At 70.7% G+C, this 15,790-nt stretch carries 8 protein-coding genes; 6 read left to right on the top strand and 2 right to left on the bottom strand.

Features of this window, described 5'->3' with window-relative positions; all coding sequences use genetic code 11:
• Positions 1–12 precede the first annotated feature (12 nt).
• On the bottom strand, positions 13–2,280 hold the full coding sequence (yicI, locus tag ACIRJT_RS19735) for an alpha-xylosidase (protein WP_403910845.1): 2,268 nt from the start codon (positions 2,278–2,280) through the stop codon (positions 13–15).
• Positions 2,277–5,219: a beta-glucosidase gene (locus tag ACIRJT_RS19730; RefSeq protein WP_403910843.1), complete on the bottom strand. Its 2,943-nt coding sequence runs from the start codon at positions 5,217–5,219 to the stop codon at positions 2,277–2,279. The genes yicI and ACIRJT_RS19730 overlap by 4 nt, the downstream gene beginning before the upstream one ends.
• 411 nt (positions 5,220–5,630) lie before the next feature.
• Between ACIRJT_RS19730 and ACIRJT_RS19725 the strand changes: the two genes are divergently transcribed.
• From ACIRJT_RS19725 to ACIRJT_RS19700, 6 genes are read left to right on the top strand one after another with little or no spacing between them, the layout of a single operon-like run.
• Positions 5,631–7,304, top strand: coding sequence for an extracellular solute-binding protein (locus ACIRJT_RS19725; protein ID WP_403910841.1), 1,674 nt, complete (start codon positions 5,631–5,633; stop codon positions 7,302–7,304).
• A 1-nt stretch (position 7,305) separates the two neighbouring features.
• A complete protein-coding gene (locus ACIRJT_RS19720) occupies positions 7,306–8,331 on the top strand; it encodes an ABC transporter permease (RefSeq protein WP_403910839.1) in 1,026 nt (341 codons plus the stop codon).
• A gap of 17 nt (positions 8,332–8,348) precedes the next feature.
• Positions 8,349–9,272 (top strand): carbohydrate ABC transporter permease, encoded by a 924-nt coding sequence (locus ACIRJT_RS19715; protein WP_403911111.1) that lies wholly within the window; start codon positions 8,349–8,351, stop codon positions 9,270–9,272.
• Between the two features lie 54 nt (positions 9,273–9,326).
• On the top strand, positions 9,327–11,564 hold the full coding sequence (locus ACIRJT_RS19710; RefSeq protein ID WP_403910837.1) for a WD40/YVTN/BNR-like repeat-containing protein: 2,238 nt from the start codon (positions 9,327–9,329) through the stop codon (positions 11,562–11,564).
• Positions 11,565–11,592: 28 nt separating this feature from the next.
• On the top strand, positions 11,593–13,569 hold the full coding sequence (locus tag ACIRJT_RS19705; RefSeq protein WP_403910835.1) for a beta-galactosidase: 1,977 nt from the start codon (positions 11,593–11,595) through the stop codon (positions 13,567–13,569).
• Entirely contained in the window at positions 13,566–15,785 is a 2,220-nt protein-coding gene (locus tag ACIRJT_RS19700) for a glycosyl hydrolase family 95 catalytic domain-containing protein (protein ID WP_403910833.1), read from the top strand. The genes ACIRJT_RS19705 and ACIRJT_RS19700 overlap by 4 nt, the downstream gene beginning before the upstream one ends.
• Positions 15,786–15,790: the final 5 nt, after the last annotated feature.

Below are 15,790 nucleotides of genomic sequence, written 5' to 3'. Positions count from 1 at the left end.
GGTGGGCGGAGCTCAGGCGACGACGACCGTCCCGGCCCCCTTCCCCTCCGCGCCGGATCCGTCGACGGTCACCCGGAAGACCCGGTCGGTCCCCTCCGCCGTGACGCGGACCCCCGCCCCGTCCCGCAGGACACGGAACTCCGCCGCCGGGGCGCCCGTCAGGTCCGGCACGGTGACCGTGCGCTCGTCCGTACCGGTGCCGAAGACCCGCAGGGTGAGGTCGTCCAGCCAGTCCCCGTCCGGGCGCTGGTCGTCGGCGCCCCACGGCAGTACGGCTTTGTCCCTGACCAGCAGCGGCAGGCTGTCGAAGCCGTGCGTCTCGTGCCGCCAGGCGGGGCCGGTGACGCGTTCGCCGGTCAGCAGTGAGGTCCAGGTGCCCTCGGGGACGTAGTACTCGACCTCGCCGTCCTCGGTGAAGACCGGCGCGACCAGCAGGTCCGGGCCGAGCATGTACTGCCGGTCCAGGGTGCGGGAGGCGGGGTCACCGGGGAACTCCGCCAGCATGGGCCGCATCATCGGGATGCCCGTACGGTGCGCCTCGGCGGCCACTCCGTAGAGATAGGGCATGAGCCGGTGCTTGAGCAGGGTGAACTTCCGTGCCACGTCGACGGCTTCCTCGCCGAACTCCCACGGCACCCGGTAGGAGACGTTGCCATGGAGCCGGCTGTGCGAGGACAGCAGGCCGAAGGCCAGCCAGCGCTTGAAGACCGCCGGGTCGGGGGTGCCCTCGAAGCCGCCGATGTCGTGGCTCCAGAAACCGAAGCCGGACAGGCTCAGCGACAGGCCGCCGCGCAGGGACTCGGCCATGGCGGTGAAGGAGGCGAAGCAGTCACCGCCCCAGTGCACCGGGAACTGCTGTCCGCCTGCCGTCGCCGACCGGGCGAAGAGCACTGCCTCCCCCGCTCCGCGCTCCTTCTCCAGAAGTTCGAAGACGGTGCGGTTGTAGATCTGCGCGTAGTAGTTGTGCATCCGCTCCGGGTCGGAGCCGTCGTGCCAGACGACGTCCGTGGGGATGCGCTCGCCGAAGTCCGTCTTGAAGCAGTCGACACCCTGGTCGAGCAGGAGACGCAGCTTGTCGTCGTACCAGGCGCGGGCGGCCGGGTTGGTGAAGTCGACGAGCGCCATCCCCGGCTGCCACAGGTCCCACTGCCAGACGTCGCCGTTGGCGCGCCGCACCAGGTAACCGTGTTCGGCGCCCTCCGCGAACAGGGCCGACTTCTGCGCGATGTAGGGGTTGATCCACATGCTGATGCGCAGGCCCCGCTCCTTGAGGCGGGCCAGCATCGCCTCGGGGTCGGGGAAGACCTCCGGGTCCCACAGGAAGTCCGACCACTGGTACTCGCGCATCCAGAAGCAGTCGAAGTGGAAGACGCTGAGCGGGATCCCGCGCTCGGCCATGCCGTCGACGAAGGAGGTGACGGTCTCCTCGTCGTAGGACGTGCAGAAGGACGTGGTCAGCCACAGGCCGAAGGACCAGGCCGGCGGCAGCGCGGGTCTGCCGGTCAGGGCCGTGTAACGGGACAGGACGTCCTTCGGCGTCGGGCCGGCGACGATGTAGTACTCCAGCGACTGGTCCTCGACGCTGAACTGCACCTGCCCGACCGACTCCGAACCGACCTCGAAGGAGACCTTGCCGGGGTGGTTGACGAAGACGCCGTAGCCGCGCGAGGACAGATAGAACGGAATGTTCTTGTAGGCCAGTTCGCTGCTGGTGCCTCCGTCGGCCTGCCAGATGTCCACGGTCTGCCCGTTCTTGACGAACGGGGTGAAGCGCTCACCGAGTCCGTAGACGTACTCACCGACGTCCAGGCCCAGTTGGGCGACCATGTGGTGCGTGCCGTCGGGCGCGGTCGCGAACGCCGTGCCCTTCGGGTCCACCCCGGTGAGGCGCCGGCCGTCGGCATCGAGGAAGGCGATGCCCCAGGGGCCGTCACCGTCCATCCGCAACGTCAGTGACCCGCTGGTGAGTTCCGTCGCCGTACCGTTCCGACGGGTGCGGGCCGCAGGCGCCGTGGTGTCATCCGGCAGGATCGTGAAGTCCGGGCCCCGACGGGTCCTGCCCGCGTGATGGGTGGTGCGGACGCCGATGACACCCTCGGCCGGGGAGAAGCACTCGACGGTGATCAGCGGGGTGTTGAGCGTGTCGCCGCGCGCCGCGACACGCTTCACCGCGGCGTACGCGGTGAACCGGTCGGCGTCGACGCGCAGATCACGGATCTCGGTCGCGTACGAGGCTCGGACGCCCTCGCGCATGAGCCAGAAGCCGTCGGTGAACTTCATGCGGTCTCCTTCTTGGCGGGAACGACGTCCACGCGGGCGAGACGCATGGCGCCCCTGAGGCCGATACCCATCTCGTGCACCCCGCGGAGGTCCAGCGCGGCCTCGAAAGTGTGGTATTCGTACGGTCCGCCGGTGTCCGGGAACGGGAGCGCCAGGCTGTGGCCGCCCACGCTCACGGTGATGCGCCCCTCCCCCGAGGCCAGGAACCTCAGTCCGGAGACCCCCTCACCGAAGTCGCACGCCCGGTAGACGAGGCTCCCCTCCTGGTCGGCGGAGGCGGGCGCCACGACGTCACCCTCCGTCTTCGTACGGTCGAGGATCTGCGTGTCCTTCTGTCGGTCGTAGTCGACGGCCTCCAGACCGCGCGTCGCCACCGGGCGGGGGCCCTGTGCCTTTCCGTCGACGACCGCTGTCGCGATGAGCCGGATGTCGGCGCTCGACGCTCCCGCGAGGACCTCGTAGGCGCCCGGCTCGACGGTCCACCGGCCGTGCGCCACACTCCAGTGCCCCAACTCCTCAAGGTGAACATCGAATTGGATGCGCGCCGCCGCACCGGACGGAAGGTGCACCCGACGGTGGGCGACCAGCTTGCGCCGCGGCAGGTCCTGGGGATCTCCACGGCCGGGGAGCCGGCGCCCCAGGCCCTCGCGGACGGGTTCGGCCGTCTTGGCGGGTCCGGCCGCGCGGACGTAGAGCTGCACCACCTCGTCGGCGGCGAGCCCGCCGTCGTTGGTGACGGTCAGTGACACGCGCAGCCGCTCGCCGTCCACCTCCGTGCGCAGGGCCGAGTACGTGAAGTCGGCGTAACCGAGGCCGTGGCCGAACGGGAAGAGGGGCGTGCCGTCGAAGTAGAGGTACGTCTGGCGGGAGCCGATGACGTCGTAGTCGAGCAGGCCGGGCAGATCGTCGTCGCTCGCGTACCAGGTCTGCGGGAGCCGGCCCGCCGGGGACACGTCGCCGGCGAGGACGCGGGCGAGCGCGGTGCCCGCGGCCTGCCCTCCGTGCGCCGTCCAGAGCAGGGCCGGCAGTCCGTCCACCGCGTCGCCGACCGCGTAGGGGTAGGCGGAGGTCAGGACGAGGACCGTACGGGGGTTGGCGGCGTGCGCGGCACGCCACAGCCGGTCCTGCTGGGCGGGGAGGGCGAGGGTCGTACGGTCCTCGGTCTCACGACCGTTGATGTGGGGGTCGTTGCCCGCCACGACGACGACGGTGTCGGCGGCCGCGGCGATGCGGGACACCGCGTCGGCGCCGTGCTCGACGGTCTCCCGTTCGAAGACCGTGGCGTCGTCCCGGGAGACCCTCTCGCCCGCCTCGGCGACCTTCGCGCCGTCGGCGGCGACAGACACGTACCCACCGGTCCCGATGTGCAGAAGGCGGTGCCCGTCGTCGGTTCCCTCCACCGCTTCCAGGCGGAACGTCTCCTGGACGACCCAGCCACCCGGCTCGTCCGCGGACGCCCTGACGTACCCGTCGTCGGCGACGGAAAGGTACAGCCCCTCCCCGGTACGCAGGGTCAGGACGCCGTCCCCCCAGTCGACGAGGGCCAGCTCGGTCGCCTCGTCACCGCAGGTCAGCGGAGGCAGGTCGGTGCGGCCGGCGAGGAGGGCCGGGTCGAGGGCACCTTCCGCCCCGCGCGCCTCACCTTCCGTCGCCCCGTCGGCGGCGGGTACGTGGAGCCAGCCGTCGGAGCTCTTCAGCCTGACCCGGTCCACGCCCTCCGCGAAGAGGACGTTCTCGGCGCCGTACCGTGCGCGGATTCCGTCGAGCGGCGTCGAGCGGTGCACGAGCGTGCCGCTGTACCAGTCGAGCTTGCAGGCGTCCGCGAGCAGTCCGACGACCGCGACGGTCCGGCCCGGCTTCGGCTCCACGGGCAGCAGGCCGTCGTTCTTGAGCAGGACCACGGCCTGCTCGGCGGCTTCCAGGGCGAGAGCCCGGTGCTCCTCGGTGTCCAGGGCGTCGACCTGCGCGTACGGCTCGAGCTCTGGGTCGAACTCCCCGAGCGCGAAGCGCATGGCGAGCAGACGGCCGACCGCCGTGTCGATGTCGCTCTCGTCGATGAGCCCCTTCGCGAGCGCGTCACGGATGCGTCCCGTCATGACGGTGGAATCCGCGCCGTGGTCGGTGAAGCTGTCGACACCCGCCTTCAGGGCGGCCGCGGTGGCCTCCTCGTGGGTGTCGAAGTAGTGCTCGGAGTCGACCAGGTTCGAAGGGGCGCCCGCGTCCGAGCAGACGACCAGCGGCTGGTCGGTCCAGCGGCGCAGGTGCTGCCCCAGGAGCGGGGAGACGTGGTTCGGGCGGCCGTTGACCAGGTTGTAGGCGGGCATGACGCCGGCCACCGCACCCGCCCGCACCGCGTCACGGAAGGCCCGCAGGTCGTACTCGTGCAGGACGCGCGGGCGGACCGAGGAGGACGCGGTGTCGCGTTCGGTCTCGTTGTTGTGCGCGAGCCAGTGTTTGAGCACGGGGGCGGTGCGCCAGAAGCGGGGATGGTCCCCGCGCAGTCCCCGGGTGTACGCGACGGCGATGGCGGAGGTGAGAACCGGGTCCTCGGAGTACCCCTCCTCGCCGCGGCCCCACAGCGGGTGGCGGAGCAGGTTCACGGTCGGTGCCCAGACATTGAGCCCGACGCGGTCGTCCCTGGCACGCTTGGCCCGCACTTCGTTGCCGACCGCCTCCCCGACCCGGCGGACCAGGTCGTCGTTCCAGGTGGCGCCGAGGCCGACGGCCTGCGGGAAGACGGTGGCGGGTCCCATCCAGGCGACCCCGTGGAGGGCCTCCTGTCCGGTACGGAACGGGCCGACCCCCAAACGCTCCACCGCCGGGGCGAACTGGTGCAGCATCGCGATCCGCTCGTCGAGCGTGAGCCGTCCGAGCAGATCGTCGGTGCGCCGGGAGAAGGGCAGCTGCGGGTCGCGGAAGGGAAGCGGATGGTCCGTCACGTGCGGGTCCCCTTGAAGAGGTGGGAGGTATTCCGGTCTGCGGGCGCCGAGTCATCGCTCAGCGCGCGAAGATGATCGTTCGAAGCGCTTCGATGCTCATCGGACGACCCCGTGAGTGTCAAGGGCACGGCTGCCTCGAAGAGGCTCTTCCGCGCAGATCGATGCGCCATAACGCCGGGAAGGGGTTCAGAAACAGGTCGGAGGAATATCGAAACGAACTCTTGTGCGGCCGACACCCTTCACTTAACCTCGCTGCAACATCGAAGCGCTTCGACGAGCAGCCCGTCGACCGCTTCTGCTCAGCCGGTTCAGTTCCGGCCGGCTCGGCCGGTAACGCCCCTACCTCAGTGACAGGGCCGAGCGGCAGTCGCCGCCGCCGGCCGTCCTGTTGCACCACGAAGGGTTGACGCAATGACGCCGAACTCCCCCTCCGCTCCCAGCCGGAGACGATTCCTCGCCTCCTCCGTGGTTGTCGCGGCGGCCGTGGGCGGCGGCATGCCGCTCCTCGCCGCCTGCGGCGGCGATGCCGGTGGCGCGAAGAACGAGGGCACCACCACGGGGCAGAGGCTGAAGGACATCCTTCCTGCCTATGTGCCCTCGAAGGCCGTCACCCCTGACATCCCCGGCAAGAACGGCTCCGCCGACGGTTTCACCACGGCGCTCCCGGCCGCCGAGCTGGCGGTGTCGGTGCCCCAGAAGCTGGGCAAGGGCGGCGAGATCAGCGTCATGGCGCCGCTCTGGGGCACCTCGCCCCGCGAGGGCAACGCCTACTGGACAGCCATGGACACGGCGGCCGGCGTCAAGGTCAAGTGGCAGAACCAGGACGGCAACGTCTACGGGCAGAAGCTCGGCGCGGTGCTCGCCTCCAGCTCCATCCCGGACGCCGTCGTCGTCCCGGGCTGGGAGCTCGGAGGCAAGATCCCGAGCGCCATCGCCAACAAGTTCGCCGACCTGGGCCCCTACCTGTCGGGCGACAAGGTCAAGGCGTACCCCAACCTGGCGGCCATTCCCACCGGCGCCTGGCAGCGCGGCATCTTCGCCGGCCAACTGCGCGGGATCCCCATGCCCGCCGAGGCCACGCCCAACATCACCCCCTTCTACCGCGCCGACCTCTTCGAGGAGAAGGGTTACGAGGTCCCGACCACCACGAAGGAGTTCTACGACCTCTGCAAGGAGATCAACGCGCCCAGGAGCAAGGTGTGGGCGTGCAGCGACATGACGTGGTCGGCGTTCGTCTTCTTCGGGGTGCTGCCGGAGAAGCCCTACTACTGGCAACTGGTCGACGGCAGGCTGGTGAACCGCTACGAGACCCAGGAGTACCTGGAGGCGCTGGAGTGGTCACGCTCGCTGTACTCGGCCGGCTTCGTGCACCCGGACGCCAAGGCGGAGACGGGCGACATGCGCACCACCTTCTCCTCGGGCAACGTCATGATGTACAACGCGGACATCTCCGACTGGTACGCCGCGACCGCCGTGCAGCGGCTGGACAAGCCGGACTTCCGGATGGGGGCGATGGACTTCTTCGCCCACGACGGCGGTGACCTCGTCATCTACGAGGCCCCTCCCTCCAACATCTGGTGCTTCGTCAGCAAGAAGGCCGGCAAGAAGGTCGTCGAGGACCTCCTCGCCCTGGCGAACTTCACCGCCGCGCCATACGGGAGCAGGGAACAGCGCCTGCGGGCCTACGGTCTGGAGGGCACCCACCACAGCCTCAAGGACGGCGTCCTCGTCAAGAACGAGCAGGGCAACAACGAGGTCTTCGCCACCTACGAGTACATCGCCACCTCCAAGCCGTACCGCGCCTACCCGGACTACCCGGACGTCGCCAAGGGTGTCATCGAGTGGCAGCAGCGCCAGGGCGCGCACCTGAAGAAGCCGCTGTTCCACGGGATGCAGATCCAGGAGCCCACCCGGTACACCGAGCTCAACGCGCAGTTCGAGGCTATGGAGAAGGACATCGTGCGCGGCCGCAAGAAGGTCAGCGACATGCAGCAGCAGGTCTCGGACTGGAAGACCAGGGGCGGCGACAAGCTGCGCGACTGGTACAAGAAGCTGCTCGACGAGACCGGTGAGTCGGCCTCCTGACATGTCACTGAGCACAGATGACCGGCGCGCGCAGGGGCCCCCTGCCTCGCCGCCCGCCGAGAAGGACGGGGCGGTCCCCGAAGACGTACGGGTGACCGCGAAGGTGCCCCTGCGGCACCGGTTGCGGCGCGACCGGACGCTGCTGCTGATGACCCTGCCGGCGATGCTGCTGCTGCTGGTCTTCGCCTACATCCCGCTGGCGGGCAACGTCGTCGCCTTCCAGGACTACGACCCGTACATCGCGGACAACGCCTTCCAGGCGATCCTGCAGAGCCCCTGGGTCGGCTTCGAGTGGTTCCAGCAGATGGTGAACGACCGGCTGTTCTGGTCGGCACTGGGCAACACGCTGACGATCTTCCTGTTGCAGCTGACGCTGTTCTTCCCGGTGCCGATCCTGCTCGCGCTGTTCATCAACAGCTTCGTGCGGCCCCGGGTCCGGGCCGTGGCGCAGGCGATCCTCTACCTGCCGCACTTCTTCTCATGGGTCCTGGTCATCACGGTCTTCCAGCAGATGTTCGGAGGCGCGGGACTCATCGCGCAGACGCTGCGGGAGAGGGGCCATGAGGGTTTCGACCTCATGACGAACCCCGGTCTGTTCAAGTTCCTGATCACCTTCGAGATGATCTGGAAGGACGCCGGCTGGGGCGTCATCGTCTTCCTCGCCGCCCTGGCCTCGGTCAGCCCGGAACTCTACGAGGCGAGCGCGATGGACGGTGCGAACCGCTGGCGCCGGATGTGGCACGTCACACTGCCCGCCCTGCGCCCGGTCGTTGCCCTCCTGCTGGTCCTCCAGGTGGGCAACGCGCTCACCGTGGGCTTCGAGCAGATTCTGCTCCAGCGCACGGCCGTCGGCCCGGGCGCCTCCGAGGTCCTCGACACCTACGTGTGGAACGTGGGCATCCAGTACGGCGGCTTCAGCTATGCGGCGGCCGTCGGGATCGTCAAGGGAGTCTTCGGTCTGCTGCTGGTCCTCGGTGCCAACAAGGTCGCCCATCTCATGGGTGAGCAGGGGGTGTACAAGAAGTGAGCGGCCTGCTCTACCGAATGACCGGCGTGGCCGGGATCGAGCCCGGTACGCGTGGCCGGCTGCGACCGGTGTGGGAGGAGGAGCCGACGAAGGCGGGGCTCGCCTCCAAGGGCGTGGTCCTCGTCCTGGCCTGTCTGGCCGTGCTCTTCCCGCTCTGGGTCGTGATCGTCACCAGTCTGTCCTCGGTGCGGACCATCACCGACGCGGGCGGGCTGGTGGTGATCCCTCGCGGCATCACGTTCGTCGCCTACCAAGAGCTCCTCGGCCGCGGCCAGGTCACCCGGGCCGCGGTGGTCAGCATCTGCGTGACCGTGGTCGGGACGCTCTTCAGCATGGCCCTGTCGGTCATGTGCGCCTACGGTCTCTCCCGGCCGGGGTCGGTGCTCCACCGTCCGCTGCTGCTGTTCATGCTCGCCACGATGTTCTTCGGAGCGGGCCTGATCCCCACCTACCTGGTGGTCCAGGGACTCGGCCTCACCGACTCCTACCTGGCCCTGATCCTCCCGAGCGCGCTGAACGTCTTCAACATCCTGGTCCTGCGTGCCTTCTTCATGAGCACGGCCCAGGAGCTGGTCGAGAGCGCCCGCATCGACGGGGCGGGCGACTTCCGCATCCTGTGGCAGATCATCATGCCCCTGTCCCGCGCGGTCATCGCGGTGATCACGCTCTTCTACGCGGTCGGCTACTGGAGCGCCTGGTTCAACGCGTCCATCTACATCAGCGACCCGGAGATGATGCCGCTCCAGAACGTGATGAACCAGCTGGTCCTGAAACAGGAGCGGCCCACCGGTCTGACGCAGGTCATCAACACCGGCCACCTGTCACTGCTCGCCATCCAGATGGCGGTCATGGTGCTGGCGCTGATCCCGGTCGCGGTCCTCTCACCGTTCGTGCAGAAGCACTTCAAGGAAGGGATGCTCACCGGCGCCGTCAAGGGCTGATCAACGCCTCCCGCACCGCACTCACCCGTCAATTTCCACCGGAGGGTCTTCGTCATGCGCGTCTCATCAGTCCCGCAGCCAGAACCCGCCCCGCGTCCCCGGCGCCGGACCGTCCTGGCCGGTGCGGCGGTGGTTGCGGCCTCGGCCACCATGCTGCCGGCCGCGGGCGCGGCCTCGGCCGCCCGGCATCCCGCGAAGACCCGGCCGCACCGCTGGCGCACCGCGGCGATCGGCGGGACGGGCTTCGTGACGGGCATCCTGTTCCATCCGGCCGTGCGGGGTCTCGCCTACGCCCGCACGGACATCGGCGGCGCCTACCGCTGGGACGACCGCGGGTCCCGGTGGACGGCGCTCACCGACCACATCGGCTGGGACGACTGGAACCTGATGGGCGTCGAGGCGATGGCCGTCGACCCTGCGCACCCCGACCGGCTGTACCTGGCCCTCGGGACCTGCACACAGGCGTATGCCTCCCCTGGTGCGGTGCTCAGGTCCGAGGACCGCGGAGCGACGTGGTCACGCGCCGATCTCACGGTGCGCCTCGGGGCCAACGAGGACGGCCGGGGCTGCGGCGAGCGGCTCCTCGTCGATCCGCGTGACAGCGACACGCTCTGGCTCGGGACGCGCCACGACGGGCTGCTGCGCTCCACGGACCGGGGTGCCACCTGGGCCGCCGCCCCCTCCTTCCCGGCCACGCCGTCGGCGGGCGGCCAGGGCGTCACCCTGCTGGTCGCGGCCGGACGGACGGTGTACGCGGGCTGGGGGGACGGCGGCACGGTGCTCTACCGCAGAGACACCTCCGACGGCTGGGAAGCCGTCCCCGGGCAGCCGTCCGCCGGAGCTGCGACGAAGGTGCCGGTCCGCGCGGCGTACGACGCGGGCAGCCGTGCGCTGTACGTGAGTTACGCGGACGGGCCGGGCCCGAACAACCAGGCCGACGGCTCGGTGCACCGCCTCGACACGGTGACCGGAGCCTGGAGAGACGTGACTCCGGTGGCCCCGGGCGGCGGCGACGCGTTCGGGTACGGCGGAGTGGCCGTGGACGCATCACGCCCCGGCGCCGTCGTGGTCTCCACGAACAACCGCTGGGGCCCCGTGGACACCCTGTTCCGTTCCACGGACGGCGGGGTGAGCTGGACCTCCCTCAAGGACACGGCGGTGATGGACGTCTCGGAGACGCCGTATCTGAAGTGGGGCGGGGAACCCAAGTTCGGCTGGTGGATCCAGGCCCTGGCCGTCGACCCGTACGACTCGCGGCACATCGTCCACGGCACCGGCGCCACGATCTACGGGACACGCGACCTGGTCCACTGGGCCCCCGAGATCCGGGGACTCGAGGAGTCCTCGGTACGGCAGCTGATCGCACCGCCCTCGGGAGCCCAGCTCCTCAGCGGCCTGGGCGACATCGGGGTCATGCGTCATGACCGACTGACCGCGTCCCCTTCGCGCGGCATGGCGTCGAACCCGGTCTTCGGCACGGCGACGGGCCTGGCCCTGGCCACGCTGAAGCCGTCGTACGTCGTGCGGACGGGCTGGCCCTCGGGATCCGACTCGGCCGGAGCGTACTCCCACGACGGCGGGGCGAGTTGGCAGCCGTTCGCGGCCCAGCCGTCGATCGCACCTTCGGCTCCCGGCCCGGTGGCGGTCTCCGCCGACGGGGCGACGCTGTTGTGGTCGTTCATCCACTGGGACGGCACCAAGTACGCCGCACACCGCTCCACGGACAGCGGGGCCACCTGGGCTGAGGTGCCCACGTTCCCCAAGGGCGGCACACCGGTCGCCGACCCGCTCGATCCGAGGCGCTTCTACGTGTACGACACGGAAACGGGGGCGGTCCTCCTCTCCACGGACAAGGGTGCGACCTTCACCGGGGGCGCGACCGGACTCCCCTCGGGGGACGTCCAGTTCCGGATGGCCGCGGCTCCCGGGCGCTCCGGAGATCTGTGGCTCTCCGTCAAGGACAACGGCCTCCTGCGCTCGAACGACGGCGGCCGCACGTTCACACCGGTGGCCGGCTGCCAGGCCTCGTACGCCCTCGGCTTCGGCAAGGCCGCCCCGAGGAAGGGGCGGGCGGGCTACCCGGCGGTCTTCCAGACCGGGCGGGTCACGGCGACGTACGACGGCGTGGCCGTGCTCCGCTCGGACGACGCGGGCGCGACCTGGGTCCGCATCAACGACGAAGCCCACCAGTGGGGGTGGACCGGTGAGGTCATCACCGGCGACCCCCGCGTCCACGGCCGTGTCTATCTGGGCACCAACGGCCGCGGCATCCAGTACGCAGACCCCCAGTAACGACTGCCCGTAGAGGAACGAGACGCCCATGCCGTCCCTGCACGACGCCACCCGTGGCCGCATCCTCTTCGGAGGCGACTACAACCCCGAGCAGTGGCCCGAGGAGGTGTGGGCCGACGACGTCCGGCTGATGAAGGAGGCCGGGGTCAACTCCGTCACCGTCGGCGTCTTCTCCTGGGCGAAGATCGAGCCCCGCCCCGGAATACGGGAGTTCGGCTGGCTGGACCGGCTGCTGGACCTCCTGCACGCAGGCGGCATCGGCGTCGTCCTCGCCACCCCGACCTCCTCACCGCCACCGTGGATGGGGGCCCTGCACCCGGAGACACTGCCGCGCACCGAGGACGGGGCCGTCGTCAACTACGGTTCCCGGCAGCACTTCTGCCCGAGCTCACCGGTGTACCGGCGCTACGCGACGGCCCTCACGGAGGACCTCGCCGCACGGTACGCCGGTCACCCCGCGCTGACCGTGTGGCACATCAACAACGAGTACTGCACGCACTGCTGGTGCGACGAGACCGGCGCACACTTCCAACGCTGGCTCGCCTCCCGGTACACCACCCTGGAGGCGCTGAACGAGGCCTGGGGCACGGCGTTCTGGAGCCAGCGCTACGACACCTGGGCGGAGATCCTGCCGCCGCGCAAGGCGCAGTACCTGCGCAACCCGGCCCAGGAGCTGGACTTCAAACGCTTCACCTCCGACGCCCTGATGGAGTGCTACACCGCCGAGCGGGACATCGTCGCCCGGCACACCCCGCACATCCCGGTGACGACCAACTTCATGCCGCTGTGGTCGGGCCAGGACGCCTGGGCCTGGGCCGAGCAGGAGGACATCGTCTCCGTCGACGTCTACCCGGACCCGGCCGACCCGCGCGCCGGACAGTACAACGCGATGCTCGCCGACATGACCCGCTCACAGGCCGGCGGTCCGTGGATGGTGATGGAACAGGCGGCCGGGTCGGTGAACTGGCGCGGTGTCAACCATCCCAAGCCGGCCGGCCTCAACCGGCTCTGGTCGCTCCAGTCGGTGGCGAGGGGTGCGGACGCGCTCTGCTACTTCCAGTGGCGGCAGTCCCGGCAGGGGGCGGAGAAGTTCCACTCCGGGATGCTGAGCCACGCCGGTGAGAGCGGCCGCACGTTCGGGGAGGTCAAGCGCATCGGGGCCGAACTCGCCTTGATCGGCGCCGAGGTGAGCGGCACCCGGGTCTCGGCCGAGGTCGCCGTTCTGCACGACTGGGACGCCTGGTGGTCGAGCGCCCAGGAGGGCCGGCCGTCCTCCCTCGTGTCGTACCCGGAGCTGCTACAGGCCTGGCACCGAGGGCTGTGGGACAGCGGTGTCAGCATGGATTTCGCCCGCCCCGAGTCGGATCTGCGCGCGTACCGGATGGTGCTCGTGCCTCAGCTCCAGCTCCTCGGTGACGCGGCGATCGACAACCTCGTCGCGTATGTGCGAGGTGGCGGCACCCTCGTGTGCGGGTTCTTCACCGGAGTCGCGGACGTCGACGACCGGATCAGGCCGGGTGGCATGGACGGCAGACTGCGCGAACTGTTCGGTATCCGTACGGTGCACGAGTGGTGGCCGCTGGACGCGGGCGCGACGGTCGCGTGCGACGGTTTCCGGGGCACCCTGTGGTCGGAGGAGCTGGAACCCGACGGCAGCGCGGAGACGGTGGCCGCCTACCGGGAGGGCGAGCTGGACGGCCTTCCCGCGGTGCTCCGCAAGGGCGGCGCGTGGTACGTCTCGACGCTGCCCGAGCCCGACTCCCTGCGGGACCTGCTCGGCCGGGCGGCGGCCGAGGCCGGCGTACGCCCCGTGCGGGAAGGGCTGCCCGCCGGGGTCGAGGCGGTGCGGCGCGGCGAGCTGCTCTTCCTGCTGAACCACGGCCGGGCACCGGCCGTGGTGAAACTGCCGGGCCACCACCTCGACCTGCTCACGGGGGCCGAGTCCGACGGCGGTGTGGAGCTGGACCGCTACGGCGTTGCCGTGCTCAGAGACGTCCCGGCATGATCGACGGCACGTGGGAACCCCGTCCGGCCACCCGCTGGGAGGACGCGTTCCTCAGCGGAAACGGCCGTCACGGGGCGATGGTGTACGGAGACCCTGCCGTCGACCGGGTGATCGTCAACCACCACTCCCTCGTGCGGCCCAACGGCAGCGAGGACCTGCGCCCGCCGGAGCTCGCCGACCGGCTCCACCGTCTCCAGGACGCGCTCCTGTCCGGGGACACGACGGCCGCGGAGGACTTCGGGGCCGGCCGCCCGCTGGTGTGGGTGCAGCCCTTCCACCCGGCGTTCCGGACGAGCGTGCGCCGCGGACGGGGGCCGCACGAGGCGGTCGCCGGATACCGGCGCGAGGTCGACTTCACGACGGGCGAGGTCACCGCTTCGTACGAGGCCTGGAACAGCAGCGTCTTCGTGTCACGGGCCGACGACGTGATCGTGCAGCGCATCACGGACCTCGGACTGACCGCGGACATCGTCCTGGACCACTCCCTGCCCGGCGCCCCCGCGCGGCTGGCGGCCGGCCGCTCCGCGGTCCTGACCCCGGACGGCGCGCACCTGGCTCTGCGGGTGCGCTATCCGGGCAGCGTGCTCGGATACACGGGCGTCACCCTGGCGCGGGTGGACGGCGGCCGTGTCTCCGTGGCCGGCGAGGGCATCCGGATCGAGGGGGCTCGGAGCCTCACCCTGACGACCCGGGTCGTCAGGGGGGCCGACCGCCCCGACCTCGGGGAGCTGTGGGCCGCCCTGCCTCGCGAGGACTACGCCACGCTGCTGGAGCGGCACCGGCCGCCGCACCGGGCCGCGTACGGGCGCGCCTCCCTCACGCTGCGGGACGCCGCGCCGGAGCGGGAGCTGTCCGGCAGCGAACTGCTGCGCACGCCGACGTCCCCCGCGCTCCTGGAGCGGCTCTTCGCGGCGGGCCGCTACCACCTGCTGTCCTCCTCGGGTGTGCTGCCGCCACGGCTGACCGGCCTGTGGACCGGCGACTGGGACACGGCCTGGTCGGGGGCCTTCACCACGAACGCCAACCTCAACCTCCAGGTAGCCTCCGCCGCGGCAGCCGCACTCCCGGAGGTCACCGAGGCCCACGCGTCCCTCGTGCACGGGCAGTTGTCCGACTGGCATGACAACGCCCGGGCGCTCTTCGGGGCGCGGGGCATCGTCGCGCCGTCCCACACGGACGGCGCGTCGGGCCACACACGGCACTTCCAGCGCGCCTATCCGCTGCATCTGTGGACGGCGGGAGCCGACTGGCTGCTGCAACCCCTGCTGGAACACGCCGAGGTCACGACGGGCGCCCCGGGCTCCGCTCTGACCGGCGCGCTCGTCGAAGCGGCGCTGTTCTACGAGGACTTCCTCAGCCGTGAGGACCCGGACGGAAACCTTGCGGTCGTGCCCTCGTACTCCCCCGAGAACCGGCCGGCCAACGCGAGCTGGGGGACGGTGAACGCGACGATGGACATCGCCGCGGCCCACCACGCCCTGACGACGGCCGCCCGGCACGCCCCCGGGCATCCGTCCGCCGGACTGTGGCGGTCACTCGCGGCCCGGCTCCCGGCATACCTCGTGAACGAGGACGGGGCGCTCGCCGAGTGGGCGTGGCCGGGCCTGCGGGAGACGTACGACCACCGCCACCTGAGCCACCTCTACCCGGTGTGGCCGCTGGACGCGATCAACCCGTACGACACCCCGGAGCTGGCCACGGCCGCACATCGCGCCCTGGAGCTGCGCGGCTCGGAGAACGACTCCGCCCACGGGCATCTGCACCACGCCCTGATCGCCGCCCGGCTGAGGGACCCCTCCAGGGTGTCGGCGGCGCTGGACGCGGTGCTGGGCGGCGACTTCTTCCACGACTCGCTGATGAGCGCGCACTACCCGTCCCGGAACGTCTACAACGCGGACGCGGCCCACAGCCTTCCGGCCGCCGTGATCGAGTCGCTCGTCCAGTCGTCGCCCGGCCGCCTGGTGCTGCTGCCGGCGGTCCCGGTGGCGTACCCGGCCGGTGAACTCCTCGGCGTACGCACGCGGTTCGGCGCACACCTCGACCTGCGGTGGTCAAAGGACGGTGCCACCGCCGTGCTGCGCCCCACCCGTGACGCCCGGGTCGATCTGCGTACGGGTGACGGACTCGCCCTCACCGGGACCTCCGCCGGAATCCCCCCGGCTCCGCTTGCGCTGACGGCCGGCGTGGACCGCGTCCTCACCCTGGGGCCGCGGTAGCACTC

Origin of the sequence: Streptomyces sp. NPDC102283 (assembly GCF_044766265.1) — a bacterium.
Taxonomy (GTDB): Bacteria; Actinomycetota; Actinomycetes; order Streptomycetales; family Streptomycetaceae; genus Streptomyces.
This window is presented reverse-complemented; position numbering and strand designations above follow the sequence as displayed.